The sequence below is a fragment of the candidate division Zixibacteria bacterium HGW-Zixibacteria-1 genome, from assembly GCA_002838945.1.
Taxonomy (GTDB): Bacteria; Zixibacteria; MSB-5A5; order GN15; family PGXB01; genus PGXB01.
Genome location: PGXB01000001.1, coordinates 117,520 through 135,833 on the forward strand (window position 1 = coordinate 117,520; position 18,314 = coordinate 135,833).

Annotated in this window: 14 protein-coding genes; 11 read left to right on the top strand and 3 right to left on the bottom strand. The window is 51.8% G+C overall.

The window, feature by feature from the left end:
• Positions 1-84 precede the first annotated feature (84 nt).
• Both CVT49_00455 and CVT49_00460 read left to right on the top strand, forming a co-directional pair.
• The gene (locus CVT49_00455; GenBank protein ID PKK85046.1) at positions 85-1,839 is read left to right on the top strand and encodes a hypothetical protein; all 1,755 of its coding nucleotides are present in this window, start codon (positions 85-87) and stop codon (positions 1,837-1,839) included.
• Positions 1,836-5,027: a pyruvate, phosphate dikinase gene (locus tag CVT49_00460; protein ID PKK85047.1), complete on the top strand. Its 3,192-nt coding sequence runs from the start codon at positions 1,836-1,838 to the stop codon at positions 5,025-5,027. The genes CVT49_00455 and CVT49_00460 overlap by 4 nt, the downstream gene beginning before the upstream one ends.
• Here CVT49_00460 and CVT49_00465 read toward each other — a convergent pair.
• Positions 5,022-5,888, bottom strand: a complete 867-nt coding sequence (locus CVT49_00465; protein PKK85048.1) for a hypothetical protein — start codon at positions 5,886-5,888, stop codon at positions 5,022-5,024. The two genes, CVT49_00460 and CVT49_00465, sit on opposite strands and share 6 nt — an antisense overlap.
• 204 nt (positions 5,889-6,092) lie before the next feature.
• On the opposite strand from CVT49_00465, the gene CVT49_00470 reads away from it, so the two are divergent.
• From CVT49_00470 to CVT49_00505, 8 genes are all read left to right on the top strand, one after another.
• A complete protein-coding gene (locus tag CVT49_00470; GenBank protein ID PKK85115.1) occupies positions 6,093-7,049 on the top strand; it encodes a UDP-glucose 4-epimerase in 957 nt (318 codons plus the stop codon).
• A 28-nt stretch (positions 7,050-7,077) separates the two neighbouring features.
• Positions 7,078-7,851 (top strand): exodeoxyribonuclease III, encoded by a 774-nt coding sequence (gene xth / locus CVT49_00475; GenBank protein ID PKK85049.1) that lies wholly within the window; start codon positions 7,078-7,080, stop codon positions 7,849-7,851.
• A 200-nt stretch (positions 7,852-8,051) separates the two neighbouring features.
• Positions 8,052-8,816 (top strand): hypothetical protein, encoded by a 765-nt coding sequence (locus tag CVT49_00480; GenBank protein ID PKK85116.1) that lies wholly within the window; start codon positions 8,052-8,054, stop codon positions 8,814-8,816.
• 89 nt (positions 8,817-8,905) lie between these two features.
• Positions 8,906-9,442 carry a hypothetical protein gene (locus CVT49_00485; GenBank protein PKK85050.1) on the top strand — a complete coding sequence of 179 codons (537 nt, stop codon included), beginning with the start codon at positions 8,906-8,908 and terminating at the stop codon, positions 9,440-9,442.
• Between the two features lie 10 nt (positions 9,443-9,452).
• A complete protein-coding gene (locus CVT49_00490) occupies positions 9,453-10,136 on the top strand; it encodes a hypothetical protein (GenBank protein ID PKK85051.1) in 684 nt (227 codons plus the stop codon).
• A 36-nt stretch (positions 10,137-10,172) separates the two neighbouring features.
• On the top strand, positions 10,173-11,936 hold the full coding sequence (locus tag CVT49_00495) for a hypothetical protein (protein ID PKK85052.1): 1,764 nt from the start codon (positions 10,173-10,175) through the stop codon (positions 11,934-11,936).
• Positions 11,937-11,959: 23 nt separating this feature from the next.
• Positions 11,960-13,393: a histidine kinase gene (locus CVT49_00500; protein ID PKK85053.1), complete on the top strand. Its 1,434-nt coding sequence runs from the start codon at positions 11,960-11,962 to the stop codon at positions 13,391-13,393.
• A gap of 16 nt (positions 13,394-13,409) precedes the next feature.
• Complete coding sequence (locus CVT49_00505; GenBank protein PKK85054.1) at positions 13,410-13,790, top strand: response regulator; 381 nt, start codon at positions 13,410-13,412, stop codon at positions 13,788-13,790.
• 85 nt (positions 13,791-13,875) lie between these two features.
• On the opposite strand, the gene CVT49_00510 is transcribed toward CVT49_00505, so the two are convergent.
• A complete protein-coding gene (locus tag CVT49_00510) occupies positions 13,876-16,368 on the bottom strand; it encodes a hypothetical protein (protein ID PKK85055.1) in 2,493 nt (830 codons plus the stop codon).
• 201 nt (positions 16,369-16,569) lie between these two features.
• Positions 16,570-17,229: a hypothetical protein gene (locus tag CVT49_00515; GenBank protein ID PKK85056.1), complete on the bottom strand. Its 660-nt coding sequence runs from the start codon at positions 17,227-17,229 to the stop codon at positions 16,570-16,572.
• Positions 17,230-17,429: 200 nt separating this feature from the next.
• On the opposite strand from CVT49_00515, the gene CVT49_00520 reads away from it, so the two are divergent.
• Positions 17,430-18,305 carry a lysine decarboxylase gene (locus CVT49_00520; protein PKK85057.1) on the top strand — a complete coding sequence of 292 codons (876 nt, stop codon included), beginning with the start codon at positions 17,430-17,432 and terminating at the stop codon, positions 18,303-18,305.
• The last annotated feature ends 9 nt before the right edge of the window (positions 18,306-18,314 follow it).

An 18,314-nucleotide genomic window follows, 5' to 3' on the forward strand; every position in this document is an offset into this window, starting at 1 on the left:
CTTCCGAGGATTAATGCCGAATAATTAGATAAACAAGGGTTTCAACCGGTTGGGATATTTTAATAAAGAAAATCGGCAGCAGTTATGACGCACAAGCGCCTTCAAATTTCGCCCGATAGTCTGCCCGCATTCGACCGAAGGTTTTTCGAATCGGACAGTGCCATCAGTCGCATCGGGAGCGGCGCGATCGGCGGTAAAGCTTCGGGACTGGCTTTCATCAAGGATGCCCTGCACAACCAATTTGGACAAGATGGTTTTGAGGGGATCATGTTGGGCATTCCGAGGATGGTTGTCCTGACCACAGCTTTGTTCGACCGCTTCATGGAACATAATAAGCTTCATGAAGTCGCGTTTTCGGGGCAGCCCGACGAATATATCGCCCATGCTTTCAACAGGGGTGAGCTTCCGGCCGACATAATCGGCGATTTAAGGGCGTTGATCGCATCGGTGCATGCGCCGCTGGCCATCCGCTCATCGAGTCTGCTCGAGGATGATCTCTACGAGCCGTTCGCCGGGGTCTATGCCACCAAGATGATACCCAACAATCAGCCCGACGCCGACACCCGGTTCAAAAGATTTATCGAGGCGATCAAGTTCGTTTACGCTTCGACATTTTTCAAATCGGCGCGGGATTATCATCGGTTCACCGGCCATCCGACCGAGGAAGAAAAAATGGCGGTGATTGTGCAGGAGGTGGTCGGTCTCAGGCACTACGAGCGTTTTTATCCCAACCTTTCGGGGGTGGCGCGGTCGTACAATTTCTATCCGATGGGGCGCTCGGCGCCGGAGGAAGGGGTGGTCGATCTGGCGCTCGGGCTGGGGAAGACCATTGTTGACGGCGGCCTGTGCTGGAGCTATTCCCCGGCGCATCCGCGGGCCAATCTGCCGGTGTCATCGGCCGGGGAATTGATCAAGAAAACACAAAGCTTGTTTTGGGCGGTCAACATGGGCAAGCCGCCGGAGCATGATCCGGTCAGGGAAACTGAATATCTGATACAGGGGAACCTGGCCGAAGCGGAGTACGACGGGACCCTTCGCCACGCCGCTTCCACCTATCGTTTGGCCGACGACCGGCTGGTCATGGGATTGGGAAGCGCCGGGCCGCGGGTGGTGACATTCGCACCGGTATTGCAGGCGGAGACGGTCAAGCTGAATGGTCTGATTGTAAAATTGATGAAGCTGTGCGAGGAGGCGGTCGGCAGTGCGGTCGAGATCGAATTCGCGATGACTTTTCAGGAGAGACCTGAGGCGGCGGTGCGATTCGGGTTTTTGCAGGTGCGGCCGATGGTTGTCTCGGACGCCCGGATAGATATCGTCGATGGGGAGATGAATGGTGCTAATGTTCTGGCGGCGACGGATCATGCGCTCGGCAACGGTCAGGTAAACAGCATAAGCGACGTCGTCTATGTTATGCCGGAGAAGTTTAATGCGGCCAGAACCCGGCAGGTGGCGGGCGAGCTGGATGAGATGAATCACGGGCTGACCGAAAAAAAGCGACCGTATCTGTTAATCGGTTTCGGGCGCTGGGGCAGTTCCGATCCGTGGCTGGGAATACCGGTGGAGTGGAGCCAGGTTTCGGGAGCGGCGGTTATCGTGGAAGCGACGACACCGGAGATGAATGTCGAATTGAGTCAGGGGGCGCATTTCTTTCACAACCTGACATCTTTCCAGATTTTTTATTTTGCAATAAACCATGCCGGCCCATACCGTATCAACTGGGACTGGCTGAATCGACAGAAAACCGTCCAGGAAGCCGAATATGTTCGGCATGTAACATTGGCAAAACCGCTGCGGATAAAGGTCGATGGCCGCAAAGGCAGGGGAGTGATCCTGATATGAGTGAAAACAAGAATTTTATGGACCGGCTGGCGCAGGATCTTCAGGAAAGATCCAAGGAGCTGAATTGCATCTATCAGATCGAGGAAATACTGAGCAATCTGAAGGACGATACTCTTGATGAGATAATGATACAGATCGCTTACGTGATTCCTTCCGGTTTTCAGTATCCCGAGCAGTGCGAAGCCAAAGTCACCATAGATAATGTAATTTTTAAATCATCGGATTTCGAAGAAACAAGCTGGTGCTTCAGCGTCGATATTATCGCACAGGAAATGGTCGTGGGGGCCATAACGGTGTACTACACCGAGGAGATACCCCGGCACGATAACGGGCCGTTCCTGAAGGAGGAAATAAAACTTCTCCATTCCATTGCCGAGAGACTCGGGCATTTTGTCATGCACCAGCGGCTAAAGCAGGTTATCGAAAAACTTCAGAGCACCGATCGGACGATGCATACTCCGGGCCGCGGTGAATGGCCGGTTATTCTCGAACTGCTTCGCCAGACCGATAGTAACCTGTACCTGAGCGTTTCCAGGAAAATATTGAACTTCCTCTGCTGGAGCGGAATACAGGAAGCGGAGAAACTGATCCAGACGTTCAGCCCCGAGGATGTTACCTATGATGACGGCGATCCGGAAACCTGGAACCAGCCGCGTCGTCGAAACGTGCATGACTTCCCGGTCGATTTCTCATCGGCCGCTTTCGCGGTTGCCACAAAATATCTCAGCGATCACGAAATCGTCCGCCTGCTCCAGAAATGGATACAGGAAGACCGGCTGAGTTTTCTGGTTCAGGTTGTCAACCGCAACCTGTCGCTTTCCGCTGTCGCTGATGCCATCCGGAAGTACTATGATCTTGTGGCCGATGACCCGGAGGCATCATCGCCCAACAAGCGCGGTATTCAGGTTTCGCTGATTCGGAGGTTTTTGTCGGATCAACTCCAGTATATCAATGTCGCCAAAAATTTCATAGGCATCCGGGATTTTTACCATCTCCTGCAAAAAGTCATTTTCAGTACCGAGAGTCACGGCAAACTCGGGGGCAAGAGCGCCGGAATGTACCTGGCGGCCCAGATTCTCAAGAAAAAGGCGAAGGATAACAGCCTGCTGCGTGATGTCAGGACGCCCAAAACATGGTACATAAGTTCCGACGTTCTCCTGCATTTTATGACGTACAACGATTTCGAGGAAGTCGTCGAGCAGAAATACAAGGAAATCAACCAGGTGCGCCTGGAATATCCGGCGGTCGTTCAGACCTTCAAGCGGGCCAGGTTCCCTGCTGATATTATCCAGGGATTGTCGGTGGCGCTCGATGATTTCGGCGAGCATCCGTTGATTGTCCGCAGTTCCAGTCTTCTCGAGGACCGCATGGGCGCGGCCTTTTCCGGTAAGTACAAAAGCCTGTTTTTGGCCAACCAGGGGAGCAAACAACAGCGGCTGGAGGCACTGCTCGACGGTATCGCCGAAGTGTATGCCTCGACCTTCAGCCCCGATCCCATCGAATACCGGGCCGAGCGCGGCCTGATCGATTTCGGCGAGGAGATGGGCATCATGATCCAGGAAGTGGTCGGCTCGAGGGTGGGCAAATACTTTATGCCGGCCTATGCGGGGGTGGCTTTCAGCCGCAACGAATTCCGCTGGTCGCCGCGCATCAAACGCGAGGATGGACTGGTGCGGCTGGTGCCGGGTCTGGGCACACGTGCCGTCGATCGACTTAGCGATGATTACCCGGTCCTGCTGGCGCCCGGGCAACCGGGGCTGAGAGTCAACATTGATCCCGAAGAAGTGGTCCGTTATTCGCCAAAGAAAATGGACGTCATCGACGTGGAGTCGAACAGTTTCAAGTCTATCGAAATAAGTGATTTCCTGAAGGAATTCGGTTTCGAGCTGCCGGGAATCAACAATATTGTCTCGATTTACAAAGACGGTCACATCAGCAAGCCGATTGCGATGAGTGTCGATTTTGACAAAGAGCAACTGGTTGCCAATTTCGAGGGACTTATCAGTGGAACACAATTCGTGAAAAAGATGGAACTGATTCTCAAGACGCTCGAGGAGACGCTCAACACACCGGTCGATATCGAATTCGCCTCGGACGGACAGTATTTTTACATTTTGCAGTGCCGCCCGCAAAGTTACTCGGAAGAAAGCCGGCCGGCGCCGATTCCGAAAGATGTTCCTCAAAAACAGATTATTTTCACCGCCGAGAAGTATATCTCCAACGGGCGCGTTCCCGACATAACCCATATTGTCTATGTGGACCCGGAAAACTACGGCCTCCTGAACGAGCGTGACGACATGCTGGCGGTGGGGCAAGCGGTCGGCAAATTGAATAAGCTTCTGCCCAAACGTCAATTTCTCCTGATGGGTCCGGGGCGCTGGGGAAGCCGCGGCGATATCAAACTGGGCGTCAATGTAACTTATTCGGAGATCAATAACTCGGCGATGCTGATAGAAATTGCGCGAAAGAAGGGGAACTATGTTCCCGATCTTTCATTCGGCACCCACTTTTTCCAGGACCTGGTCGAGTCCGGGATCAGGTACCTGCCGCTCTACCCGGATGACGAGGGCATTGTCTTCAACGAGGTCTTTTTGAAGAACTCCAAGAATATTCTGTCCGAAGTTCTGCCGGACTATGCCCGTCTGGCAGAAACCATCAGATTGATCGATGTCCCCCAGAGCACCTCAGGCAAGGTGTTGCAGGTCTTGATGAACTCGGACCTCGAGGAAGCCATGGGCATCCTGGCGGAGCCATTGTCGCAATACGAATCGCCGGTGATCAGGATCGAGGGCAAGGATCATCACAAGGACGATTTCTGGCGGTGGCGGACCAAGATGATTGAGTGTTTGGCGGCCAATTTCGATATGGATAAATACGGTGTCGTCGGTTTATATCTGATCGGGAGCACCAAGAATGCCACGGCCGGACCGGCCAGCGACATCGATATTCTGGTGCATTTCCGGGGGACGCCTTCGCAGATGAAAGCACTTCAGCATTATTTCGAAGGCTGCGGCAATTGTCTATCGGAGGTCAATTATCTCAGGACGGGTTATCGCACGAAAAACATCCTTGATGCGCACATTATTACCGACGAAGATATTATGAGGCGAACCAGTTTTGCGGCCAAGATAGGGGCCGTGACCGATGCCGCCCGTCCGCTCAAACTGAAAAAAGACCTGCCCTCATGATTTGATCAGCTCCCTGACGGCCCGGCCGGGATCTTCCGGATCAAAGCGAACCAGGGCCAACTCATCGCCGTCATGGGCCGCCGACAGGGCCACCGTCCGGCCGATTATTTCCATCCAGGCGCCGGTCAACCGGGCCGATTCATGTACATGGCCGTGAAGCGTCAGCAAAGGCTGCCTTTCGGCTATAAAATTTTTGACAGCCATGCTTCCGACATGGATTTCAATCGGGACATGATCGATCATTTTCCCATCCAGCGCGGCGCGGTCGAGCTGGCTCTTATACGGAGGTGAGTGGAATAGAAATATGGCATTTTCCATCCCGGCATCGGCGGTCAGTCTTTCCAGATCTTTGGCAATGGTGGCATGTTTTCGCTCGTAAGCGGAAACCGGGATGCTGAGCCAGCCTTCTTCGGGCGAAATACAGCCCGGATCGACATAACGCGAAACATCATACCTTTCCCAATCCTTCAGTTGAAATGGGGATGGGGGCACATAGGCGTAACCATAGACATGATATTTGTCGAACTTGATTTCGCGGTCATGGATATATTCCCAGACGCCGCGACCGGCCGCATCATATACCGCCGCTTCGACAAAACGGCCGTCATCATTCCCGAGAATCAGGAAAATACGCGGATAGCCGCCGGCCAGCCGCTCATGCAGTTTCATAAAACCGGGGACAAGAAAGCCATTGATGAAATCCCGGTGTCCGGGGTCAAGCGAGGTGATCGAGGCCACCGCGGAGGGCATAATATCGCCGCCGAGGAATAAGGCGGCCGGGCGTTCTTCGAGGATTCTATCGAAAAGGATTTTATACCGAGTCTCTGAGCCATGCAGATCGGAAACAAAAAAACAGTTCATTGCAATTCCCAGCCATTTTCAAGATAAAAAATCCCCGGCCCCGTTACCATCGGTTATCAAGATACTGATTTTACCGATTCTTGTCCCCTCAAAAATTAAAAAATGATGGAGCCGGCCGTAATTCTCATTCCGGCAGTTGCTTCCTGCGAGAATCTGATGTATATATGGTTTCGGAAATTTTGCAGATTTAGAGGTGAGCAAAAAATGAAGAAAATTTTAATAACGGGAGCGGTCGGGCAGATTGGTTCGGAGTTGACGACCGCCCTCAAAAAACGGTATGGAAAAGAGAATGTCGTCGCCAGCGATATCAGAACGCCGGCCGGTTTCGATTCGCACAATGACGGCCCGTTCGAGTTTCTCGACTGTCTCGATCCGAATCATATTACCCGGGCCATGCAGATTTATAATTTCGACACCATTTATCATCTGGCGGCTCTGCTTTCGGCCGTCGGCGAAGCCAAGCCGAATCATGCCTGGCAGGTAAATATAAACGGCTTATATAATATTCTGGAAGCGGCGCGACAGTATCGCTGCGCCCTGTTCGTCCCCAGTTCGATCGGCGCCTTTGGCAAGGGTACGCCTCAGAACGGCACACCTCAGGATACGATACAGCGGCCGGACACGATGTACGGCGTCACCAAAGTGGCGGGGGAGCTTCTGTGCGACTATTATCATAAGCGGTTCGGGCTGGATACGCGCGGCCTTCGTTTTCCCGGGTTGATATCATATGAAACCGAGCCGGGCGGCGGCACCACCGATTATGCGGTCGAAATATATTATGAGGCCCTGAGGCACGGGAAGTACACCTGTTATCTCGGAGCCGACACCCGTCTGGATATGATGTATATGCCCGACGCCATCAGGGGGATGATCGACCTGATGGAGGCCGATCCGAATAAATTGATTCACCGCAACGCTTTCAATGTTACGGCCATGAATTTCACACCGGAGCAGATCGCGGATGAAATCAGAAAACATATTCCGGATTTCGAAATCGAGTACAAAATTGATCCGGTCAGGCAGGCTATTGCCGATTCATGGCCGAATTACCTCGATGACTCGGCCGCCCGCGAAGAATGGGGCTGGAACCCAACCTATAACCTCGAGACCATGACAAGCGACATGCTGGAAAAACTGGCCAAAAAAATCAACCGGCCATAGAAACCGTAATCGAGACAGAGCGACGAGCATGAAAGTAATCAGACTGGTTTCCTGGAATGTCAACGGGATCAGGGCGGTTCAGCGTAAAAACGGTTTCGACTGGTTTTTCGAGGCCCGGCCGCATATACTCTGTCTTCAGGAAACCAAAGCAACCGCCGAGCAATTCCCTTCGGAATTAACCGAATCAGACGGTTATCATAACTATTCATCAGCCGCAGAAAAAAAAGGTTACAGCGGGGTGGCTGTCTTTTCCCAGCTTAAACCGCGTAATGTTCAACATGGATTCGGGATTGCCCGATTCGATACCGAGGGCCGCATATTAATCTGTGATTACGGCAAGTTTCTTCTTTACAACATTTATTTCCCGAATGGGAAGGCTTCAAAGGAGCGGCTGAAATACAAGCTGGAGTTCTATGATGCTTTCCTGGATCATGCCGAGACCATGAAAAAAGCGGGCAAGGATATTATTGTCTGCGGTGATGTCAACACGGCTCACAAGGAAATCGACCTGGCCCACCCCAAAGAAAACGAGAAAACTTCCGGCTTTCTGCCGGAAGAAAGGGCCTGGCTGGATAAGCTGATCAAGCACCGCTATATTGACACTTTAAGGATGTTCAATGATCAGCCGGGGCAATATACCTGGTGGGATGTGAAAAGCCGGGCCAGGGAGAGGAATGTCGGCTGGAGAATTGATTATTTTTTTGTCAGCGAGTCGCTTAAAAAGCGGATTAAAAGAGCCCACATTTTCCCGGAAATTGCCGGTTCGGATCATTGCCCGACAGCCATCGACCTTCAAATATAGACCCTTTGAAATTGTGAGATTCTTAAGGCCGAGTCAAAATTCGGCCTTTTTTTTGGTCATTCCGGTTGTCTTTCTAAAATTTATTTCGTTGTTATTCATTGGCTTAGAAAAATCTTTCAAAAAAACTGCTTTGGGGGTATTGACAGGTTAATGAAAACCGATATCTTTAAGAAAACTCAGAATTCTCAGAAATGTCAGAAATGGTTGACTTGTCGAAAAATAAGGATTATCTGACTACGACGGAAGCCGCCCGGCTTTTGTCGGTATCACCGGATACTGTTTTAAAATGGGTCAAGGCGGGTAAAATAGAATCTTTCCGGACACTGGGGGGGCACTGCCGGATTCCGATGAGCGCGCTTGATGCGCTGTCGGGGGACAAGTCCGGTCTTCTCGAGACCGAAGAAATCACGCGGCGCGAATCGACCTTCCAGTACTGCTGGGAGTACTTGTCCAAGGGGGGCGAGATAAAAGGGGAGTGTCATGAGTGTATTACGTACCGGTCGCGTTCCCGCCGCTGTTATGAACTTCGCAATCTGCCCGATGGTCTCGGCTGCCTTCGCCTGTACTGCAAATCGACCTGCACCGAATGTGACTATTATAAGATGGTCAGCGAGCAGGGATTGAATGTCCTGGTATTGGCGGAGAGCAACCGAATAATCACCGACTACGATGATATCGATATCAACGGACTGCATATTCGTTTTGTCCAAAGCGAATACGAATGCGCCATGATGATCGAAAAATTCCGACCTGACTTTATCGTCGTCGATTGCACTTTCGGGAAAAGGCGCACCGAGATCGTGTGCAAAAGCCTGTTCAATGATCCGCGGATCCCGGTGGTACGGCTGATTCTGTCATCGAAGACCAAGAAGCTGAGTGATTATTGTGATAAAGAGGTGTTTGGATGGATCAAAAAGCCGTTTTCGATTGAGCAGTTGAAAAATTGCATTGAGGGGACGGCTTGATTTAGGGGCTGGCGGAAGGGGACCGAAGCTGCGGACCCCTTTGATAACTGACATTTGAACTAAGGCAAACTCTTGGGGAGAGCTGTGTTATGCCGGACAAGATAACTGTCGGAGGTCGTACGCTCAGGTTAATCAAGTGTGATATTACGGACCTCGAAATCGAATCTTTCGTTTACTATGCCCGTGAGGATCTGGCTCTTGGCGCCGGATTCGGCAATGCCATTTCGGTTCGGGGCGGCCCGACCATCCAGAAAGAGCTGGAGGAATTCGGCTCGATTAAAACGACCGAAGCGGTGATAAGTTCGGCCGGCGAGATGAAGGCCAATTACATCATCCATGCCGCCGGGCCGAAATTCCAGGAGGAGAATCTCGAAGATAAGCTCCGGGTGACCATCCTCAATGCGCTTGAAAAGGCGGATGAAAAAGGGATAAAGGCAATTGCTTTCCCGACCATGGGCACCGGTTTTTACGGGATTCCGCTTGATGTCTCGGCCCGGGTGACGATCGGCACGATTGTCGACTACCTGTCGGGCCAAACCGGCCTCGAGGATGTTGTCATATGCCCGCTCGACTCGCGGGATTTCAAGCCGTATGAAGCCCAACTGTCACATATGGCGCCGGCATAAAGGAGGAATGATGAGCGAATTACTGCACTTTTCCGAGCATACTTTGCAGGAAGCGGCCCTGGTCCTTATGGCGCTGGTTTACGCCACGCGTTTGATCTGGCTGCTTCATTTCAAAGCGGGCCGCGACCGCCAGGCCCCGACCGGTGTGGAGGGTACGACGCCGGCCAAAGGCATTTTGTATTCATGGGTTAATATTGCCATGCCCTGGGCGATGGAGAGCACCCGCACCAAGCCTTTTATGTATGTCCAGTTTATAATATTCCATCTGGGTGTAACCGCGGCGATCGGGCTCTCATTTGTCATTCCTTACGCCCCGGAGCTTCTCAACTCCCGGGTAGCGGTGGTGATATTGATGGTCATCATCGGCGGCGCCTTCCTGGTGGGAGTGATGCGGATGACCCGCCGTATAACGGACAAATATATGCGTGTTATCAGTTCGCCGGACGATTATTTTTCACTGCTGCTTCTAACGGTCTGGTTCGCCTTCGCTTTTCTGGCCGTGCCCAACAGTACCGCCTGGGGTGAATGGCATTTGCTGACCTATTTCATCCTGACCGCCTTCTTCCTGGTCTATGTCCCGTTCAGCAAGATATCGCATTACCTGTACTATCCTTTTACCAGATACTACTTTGGCAAGACCATGGGACATCGCGGGGTATATCCGATACGCCATGTCCCGCAACCCAGGGAATAGCCATTTAACGGCGGACCAGATAATTTGGAGAAAATAATGAGCAGTACAAATACAAGATCATACAAAGCGCAAAAAGTAATCGAGAGAATGGGCAAAAAGCTGAACCGGCAGATTGTCGGTTCGCTGGTGGCCTGTGTGCACTGTGGAATGTGCACTAATGCCTGCCACTATGTTCTGGCTAATCCCGATGATCCGACGTACGCTCCGGCCTACAAGGCGGATCAGATTCGCAAGTTTTTCAAGAAACATTATGACTGGACCGGGCGTGTCCTGCCCTGGTGGGTCAAGGCAAAAAGTCTTTACACCGACCAGGAACTGGAGGATTTGAAAGATACCGTTTTCGGGAAATGCACCAACTGCCGGCGCTGTTCCATCAACTGCCCGATGGGCGTGGATTATGCCACGTTCAACCGGATGGCCCGGGGACTGCTGGTCTCGGTCGGGGTCATGCCCGAGGGGGTGGCCGTGGTCAGCAAGGACCAGTGGGAAATCGGGAACCAGATGGGGGTTCTCAGGGAAGACTATGTCGATACCCTGGAATGGCTGTCCGAGGAATTGCAGGGGGAATGGGAAGATCCGGCGGCGACCATCCCGATCGACAAGGTGGATGCCGACGTGGTCTATTCCATCAATCCCCGCGAGGTCAAATATGATCCGCGCACCATTTCCGATGCCGCGCTTATTTTCTATGCCGCCGGAGAGAACTGGACCATGCCCAGCGAATGCTGGGATATGACCAATTTCGGCCTGTTTTCCGGCGATGATGATTTGGGTGGTGCCGTGGCGGTGCGGTTGTATGAAAAAGTCAAAGAACTGAACGGCAAAAAGCTGGTTATTTCGGAATGCGGTCACGGGTATCGTTCGACCCGCTGCGAAGGACCGAATTGGGGCAAAACCGATGTCAGCTTCCCGATGGAAAGCTCGGTGATCACCATGCTCCGTTATATCAAAGAGGGCCGGATCAAAGTCGATAAATCGAAGAATACGACGCCGGTCACGTTCCACGATTCCTGCAACAACGCCCGGAGCTGCGGCTTGTATGAGGAGCCGCGCGAATTGCTGAACCTGGTCTGTTCCGATTTCCGCGAGATGTATCCCAACCGCTCCGAGAATTATTGCTGTACCGGCGGCGGCGGGGCGATGTCGATGTCGGAATACACTCCGCGCCGGCTCAAGTCGGCCAAAATCAAGGCCGATCAGCTCAAGGCGACCGGGGCCGAGATAGTTGTCACTTCCTGCCATAACTGTGTCGACGGTTTATCTGACCTGATTCGGCACTACAAGCTGGGCATGCCGGTGACACAGTTGGTCAACCTGGTTGCCAATGCGCTGGTGCTCGAGAAGAAGGTGATGGTACCGGTCGAGGAGATTCCCGAGCCGGCCGCCGATCTTTCCGGCTATCGTATTCTGGTTGCCGATGACGAACCTGATTTCGTGACCTTCGTTTCGACTGTTCTCGAGGATAACGGCGCCACGGTCATTCGAGCCTATGACGGCGACAGCGCCATCACTATGGCCCGGAAAGAAAAACCGCATATGATGACGCTGGATATTACCATGCCGGGTAAATCAGGAATAGAGGTTTTCGAATTCCTGAAGAAGGATCCAGAACTGCAGAGGATACCGGTCTTTATCATCACCGGCAAGCCGGAGCTGAGAAAGCTCATCTATGACCGTCCGGTTCCCCCCGAGGGATATATGGACAAGCCGATAACCGAAGAGGGATTGCTCTTTAATATCAAACAATTATTGAAAATACATCATCACCAGGAGAAAGCGGAGAGTAAGAAACAAACATAAGTTAAGAAAGAGGGATTCGTCCGATGGAGAATCTTTTCAAAACATATTTTGAGTCGATGCCCTGCTTCCTGACGGTCCAGGATAAGGACTTTCGCATAATCGATGCCAACAATATGTTCAGAGAATGCTTCGGCGACTATGAGGGGCGGTACTGCTACCAGGTTTACAAACACCGGCCTGAAAAATGCGAGGTCTGCCCGGTGGAGAGAACTTTCCGCGACGGCCGCGCCTATCACAGCGACGAACTGGTAACAACGATCGACGGCCGCGAGGTCTGGGTGATTGTCAATACCACTCCCATACGAGACGAATCGGGCAATATTGTCGCCGTCATGGAGATGTCCACCGACATCACCGATATCAAAGTGCTTCACAAGCAGCTTCGGGAAAGCCATGAGAGGTACCGCATCCTTTTCGAAGAGGTGCCCTGCTTTATTTCCATTCAGGACAGGGATCTTCGCATTGTCGATGCCAACCGTCTTCACCGCGAGGCATTCGGCACTTCGTACGGCAGTAAATGCTACGAGGTCTATAAGCACCGCGACGGTGAATGTCAGCCCTGCCTGGTCCGTCAGACCTTTGCCGACGGGCAGATCCGCACCCATGAGGAAGTGGTGACGTCGCAGAACGATGAGCAGATGAATGTCCTGGTATGCACGGCGCCGATCCGGAACGGTGACGGCGAGATCGAAAAGGTAGTCGAGATGAGCACCGATATCACCCAGATACGCAAGCTCCAGGATAAGCTGACTTCGGTCGGCCTGCTGATCGGCTCCATTTCCCACGGCATCAAGGGGCTCCTGAACGGTCTCGACGGCGGCATCTACCTGGTCAACACCGGCCTGAAGAAGGACGACCGGGATCGCATCGACCGCGGCTGGGAAATTGCCCTGCGCAATGTCGACCGCATTCGAACCATGGTGATGGATATCCTGTACTATGCCAAGGATCGCGAGCCGGACTGGCAGCAGATATCGGCGGCGGACCTGGTGCAGGACGTCTGCGGAATATTGAAGGATAAGGCCGAGAAACTGAAAATAAGCTGCACCTGCGAAATCGACGGCGATATCGGTGAATTCGAAGCCGATCCCCAGGCGGCGCGCGCGCTTTTGACCAACCTGGTCGAGAATGCCATCGATGCCTGTCGGATCGATACCAAAAAACCGGATCATAAGGTTCAGGCATTGCTTCACGGAACCGCGAACAGCGTCGTCTTCGAAATTTCCGATAACGGCGGCGGCATGGATCGCGAGACCAGAGAGAAGGCCTTCAGCCTCTTTTTCTCCTCGAAGGGGGCGGGCGGAACCGGTCTGGGTCTGTTCATATCCAACAAGATCGCCCAGGCGCATGGTGGCAAAATAATCGTCGAGTCGGAGGAGGGCGAGGGCTCGCGGTTTATAGTCGAATTGCCGCGAAAGCGGCCGACCAAACTTAAGAAAGAGAATAATCATACATAAATGCGGGAGGACGGCTATGAGTAATAATAAGCATATTTTAATAGTCGATGATGAACCGGATATGGTGGAATGGCTGACATCATTCTTCGAAGACAACGGTTACAAAACAAGTTTTGCTCATGACGGATTCGACGGTTTCGAAAAAACACTGGCGGAAAAGCCCGACCTGATTACGCTTGATATCAGCATGGACAAAGAATCGGGTATCAAGATGTACCGCAAGCTGCACGATTCGGAGGAAACGAATAAGATCCCGGTCATCATTATAAGCGGTGTCTCGCCGGAGCTAAAAGGCTTCATCGAACGCAGAAAACAGGTTGATCCGCCGGCCGGGTATTTCGAAAAGCCGGTCGATAAAGATAAACTTCTCGAGACGGTCAAAAGGCTGATCGGATAGGGAAGCTGCCACTTAAGAGAGACTCGTCCAAAAAAAGGGGCCGATAATAACAACCGGCCCTTTTTTACGATGCTTTGATTTCGGTCTATTTCAGCAGTATCATTTTCCTGGTATCGATAAAATCATCCGCCTGCAAGCGATAGAAATAGATTCCGCTGGCCACCCGGCCGCCGGCGGCATCACGACCATCCCACAGTACTGAATATCTGCCGGCCGGAACGGTTTCATCAACCAGTGCAATTATTTTCCGGCCTAGAATATTGAAAATCTCCAGTTTCACATCAGACGCCCGTGCCAGCGAAAAGTCTATTCGTGTCGCCGGGTTGAAAGGATTGGGATAGTTTTGTTCCAGTACAAATCTGTTTGGCAGAATGTCATTTTCATTTTCACCGATATCGGTCGGCGTATCGGCCGAGTCATAGACGGCGATCAATTCGATATCATCGATGTTCCATCCGCCGAACAGGTTGTTGGCATATTCGACTTCCATCACCCAGCGCAGGTACACGGTCTGCTGTTTGTCGGCAATGTCCGAAATATCGATAATGGTTTCGGACCAGGAGGTCACATCATAGCCGTCGTACCCCGACCGGACAGTGGTCCAGTCGGTTTTGTCAGCGCTGACCTGGACGGAACCGAGACCGAAACCATCTGATGCCAGCCAGCGCCGGAACCTGAGCTGGGTTTTCAGATACATCGAGCAGTCGAGTGCGGTCGTTGTCAGGCAGGTGGGATCAAGAAACTCCGTATAGGTGCCGTCGATATTATACCCATACACATAATCGCCGGTGTAGCCGCCGACCGGATCGCACCCGAAGTTGAACGGGCCGCATCCGCCGCCGGTCGGTTGACCGAACGCCCAGTCCCCCTCGCAGGTCCAGCCCGGATCGGTGTTGAGCATCTCCATGTACAATGTTCGCGGGGTTCCGACGATCAGTTGCACGGAGCGGGTCGTGTTATCCAGAGAATTATCGAGATTTTTTAAATGCAGGTCAGCGGTATGTAATCCCTCGCATAGCTGTCCCGCCATATCGTTAATTTCCACCATTACGATAGCGGTGTCATACGGCGCCAGTTCTCCCGAGATATCGCCGGAAAGAGACAGCCAGTCGATTTCGGAGTCGAGTGAAATCTCATACTTAATCGGCTGGTCGTACTTATGTGAGAAACGATATGCTTTGGAACCCGGCAGGAACGGGCCGCCCGAAGGCCCTTCCGACTCTAATCCCTCCGAGGGGCCGACTTTCATACTCTGAACGACGGTCAAACCCTTGATGCAAAAATCGGCGCTGTTATCGGTATCATAAAGATCGAGCCATTCCCCCCCGGGATACCGGTAGTGGCTTTCGCCGGGACTTGATTTCGATTCGACCATAACGCGGTAATCGGCGCCGAGAAGAATCGGGATATCCGAGGTATGATCATAAGCCTGACCGCCGGTATCAAGGCCGAGATAAATGTAAAAGTCATTGCCCGACTCCATGGAAACGGGGTTATCAAGACTGATAGTATGAAACCCGGAGTATTCAATAAAGCCGGTTTGACTGATCAACTCGCCCGATAATGCCCCGGCTGCATAAGTATCATAAATCCTGACTTCAAAAGTAACACTGTCTGCGGCTGTATAAAAACTGACCGCCTGCAGATTCTCGTTGAACTCCGCGGTGAACGCATTGAAGGCATCGGTTATTCCGGTGAAAGTCTCCCGCCAGCCATGATAATCATGATAGTACACCTTATCGTATTGCATCCGTTCGATATTCTGAAACGAGACCGCCCCCATTTCCGGATGCCGGCCGCAATGTTTGTCATAATAGGATATCCAGAAATAACCGTCTTCGCCCCACGCATCGCCCCAGCTGTTTTTAACCATCCAGGCGCCGGGCAGCGGGGCTTGTGTCACGTGGTTGTCATCCCAGCCGACGATGGCGACGGCATGAGTCGGATCATGGTTGTCGGAAGGCGGCTGATAGAAATTAGTGCCGCTCCAAAAGGTGTAAGAATCCAGATAGCACATGGCGGTTCCGATCGCCCCTTCGGTCATCAATTTGTTTTTTATCAAATCGATTCGATCAAGGTCCTCGCCCATCCGATACCATTCGATATCGCGGACATAGTAATAATGATAACTGTCGTCATGCCGCGCCGGAGGCTGGGCAAATGACTGGCCGTCGATATCGCGCACGGCACCCTCGCCGCGGGATAAATAGGCTGCGGTGACCAGGTAATCGCCGCCCTGATGAACGACCAGCCCGGCCCCGGAGGGAGGCGTGATATCATCGTTGTTATATTGATTAAAGCCGTTCCACCAATCGAGATGATATTCGGCCAGGTTAGGTTCATCGCTTTCTCCGGCGGCCGCCCAGGTGCCGGTCATGAGCAGATTGCTTTCCATGGATGCCATAGCGCCATGGGTCCAGCAGGTGCCGCCCTGCTGGCTGCGAATGCCGGAGACATAATTGGCGCCGTCAACGTCGCGCAGGTTGAAAACCGGCGGCAATTCAAGAGTTGCGGCCCAAATCGGGAGCGAAAAAATCGATGCGGCGCAGACTATCAGGAATTTAACGATTGATTTCAAGGACACCTCCTTCCGGGAGCGAAATTCATACTAAAATAAAGCCCGCCGGAATATATATTGAATCACGGATCATCGTCAATAAGCGTAACAAAGAATATCGCTCTTTCTACAATAGACGATTCTATTAATCAGGTGCTTAAATGAAACAGATTCGACAGATTATTTTGTCGGACTTGAGATGTATAGAGATTGCCGGCGATATCAACTGTTAATCAGATAAAATCCATAGCCGAGGTAAATATATCGAATCAGCCGGCCGAGGGTATTGGCCGTGTAAAGCAGCAGCGGGGGGTATTTCTTTACGCCGCAGGCAAAATAGAGGATATCGAAAGGAATCGGGGAGGCGGTCCCGAGAAAGAGGGCCAGGGTCACATATAATCTGGAGCGGCCATGAACCCAGCGATTTTTTTCGGCGTTGGGGAAGCGTTTTCTGAAAAATTTCGAATTGCCGAAAAAACGTCCCGTATAATACGTCACCAGCGAGCCGAGGGCGGAACCGAAAGCCATAATCAGGGCCAGGCGGATAACCGAATATCCCATAGTCGTCCCAATCAGAACATACTGCCACACGGGCAGGCAAATCGGGCTGCTGCTGATGGCGGTCAGGACAAACAGAATAATATCGATATATTGACGTCCGTATCGATTGATAAGATAAAGGCCGATGTTATTAATGTCTTCTTTAAAGATGGCGACAATGACAATACCGGCAATAATAATTCCGGCCGTGAGCAGTATCGACATCAGACCGTTGTTTTTGCCGTCATTCACGACTACAAGTTGGTCTTCACCGGCTTCAGCGGCAAGGTCAGGCGGATCTATCTTATCGATGTCCGGCGGAAGATGGTTCAATTTCGTCATTATCAATCCTGCTCATAAATTGACATCAGCAGCCCCACAAAAAAGTTAATATACCTGCCCCCCTGAGTAATTGCAAACCAAATGGGATTAATAAGGTCAGATATTTTAATGTTATACGCTTTCCTTTTGTATTGCAAATCGGAATCGTAAGCTCTAATATGGAATTAGTTTTTTACCGGCGCATAACAGAAAGGGTCAAAATGTCCGCAAAAGGGAAGAAAAAGCAGAAAGAAGAATGGCCGATCAAAGCATATAAAAACCTCGATTTCCTAAACAGCCCGGCGGCCCGGACGATTCGGGTGATGACCGAGATGGTCGAGCCGGCCGATCGTTTCAGGAGAAACAATCTCTGGAATACGGTGGTTTTTTTCGGATCGGCGCGGACATTACCGGGAAAAGAGGCACGCAAAAATTTGTTTGAAATAGAAGCCAAAATCAGGAAATCGGGTAAAATATCATCCAAGTCGAAAGCCGACCTCGAAGAAGCCAAAAAGGCGCTGATAATGTCGGAATATTATGAAGAGGCGGCAGAATTATCGGAGAAACTGACCCGGTGGTTTACGGAGGTCGAACAGCAACACGGCCGGAGTTTTTCGATTTGCACCGGCGGCGGCCCGGGTATTATGGAGGCGGCCAACCGCGGCGCTCAGAAAGCGGGGGGGCGTTCGGTAGGACTGAATATCAGCCTTCCGATGGAGCAAAATCCCAATAAGTACCAGACAAGAGAGTTGTCGTTTGAGTTTCATTATTTCTTTATCCGCAAATTCTGGTTTTTCTATCTGGCCAAGGCCCTGGTTGTTTTTCCCGGCGGTTTCGGCACACTTGATGAGTTTTTCGAATTGCTGACCATTATTCAGACCGGAAAATCCAAAAAAACAATGCCGGTGGTGCTGTTCGGCAGCGGGTATTGGAAGGAAGTCCTTAATCTGGAAAAGATGGCGTACTGGGGTACTATCGCCAAAGAGGACCTCAGGCTGTTTCGCATTTTTGATGATGTCGATAAGGCTTTCGAATATCTCAAAGTCGAACTGACCAGACATTATCTGACGGCGCCACCCAGCAAAAGAAAAAAATAATCTATCCCT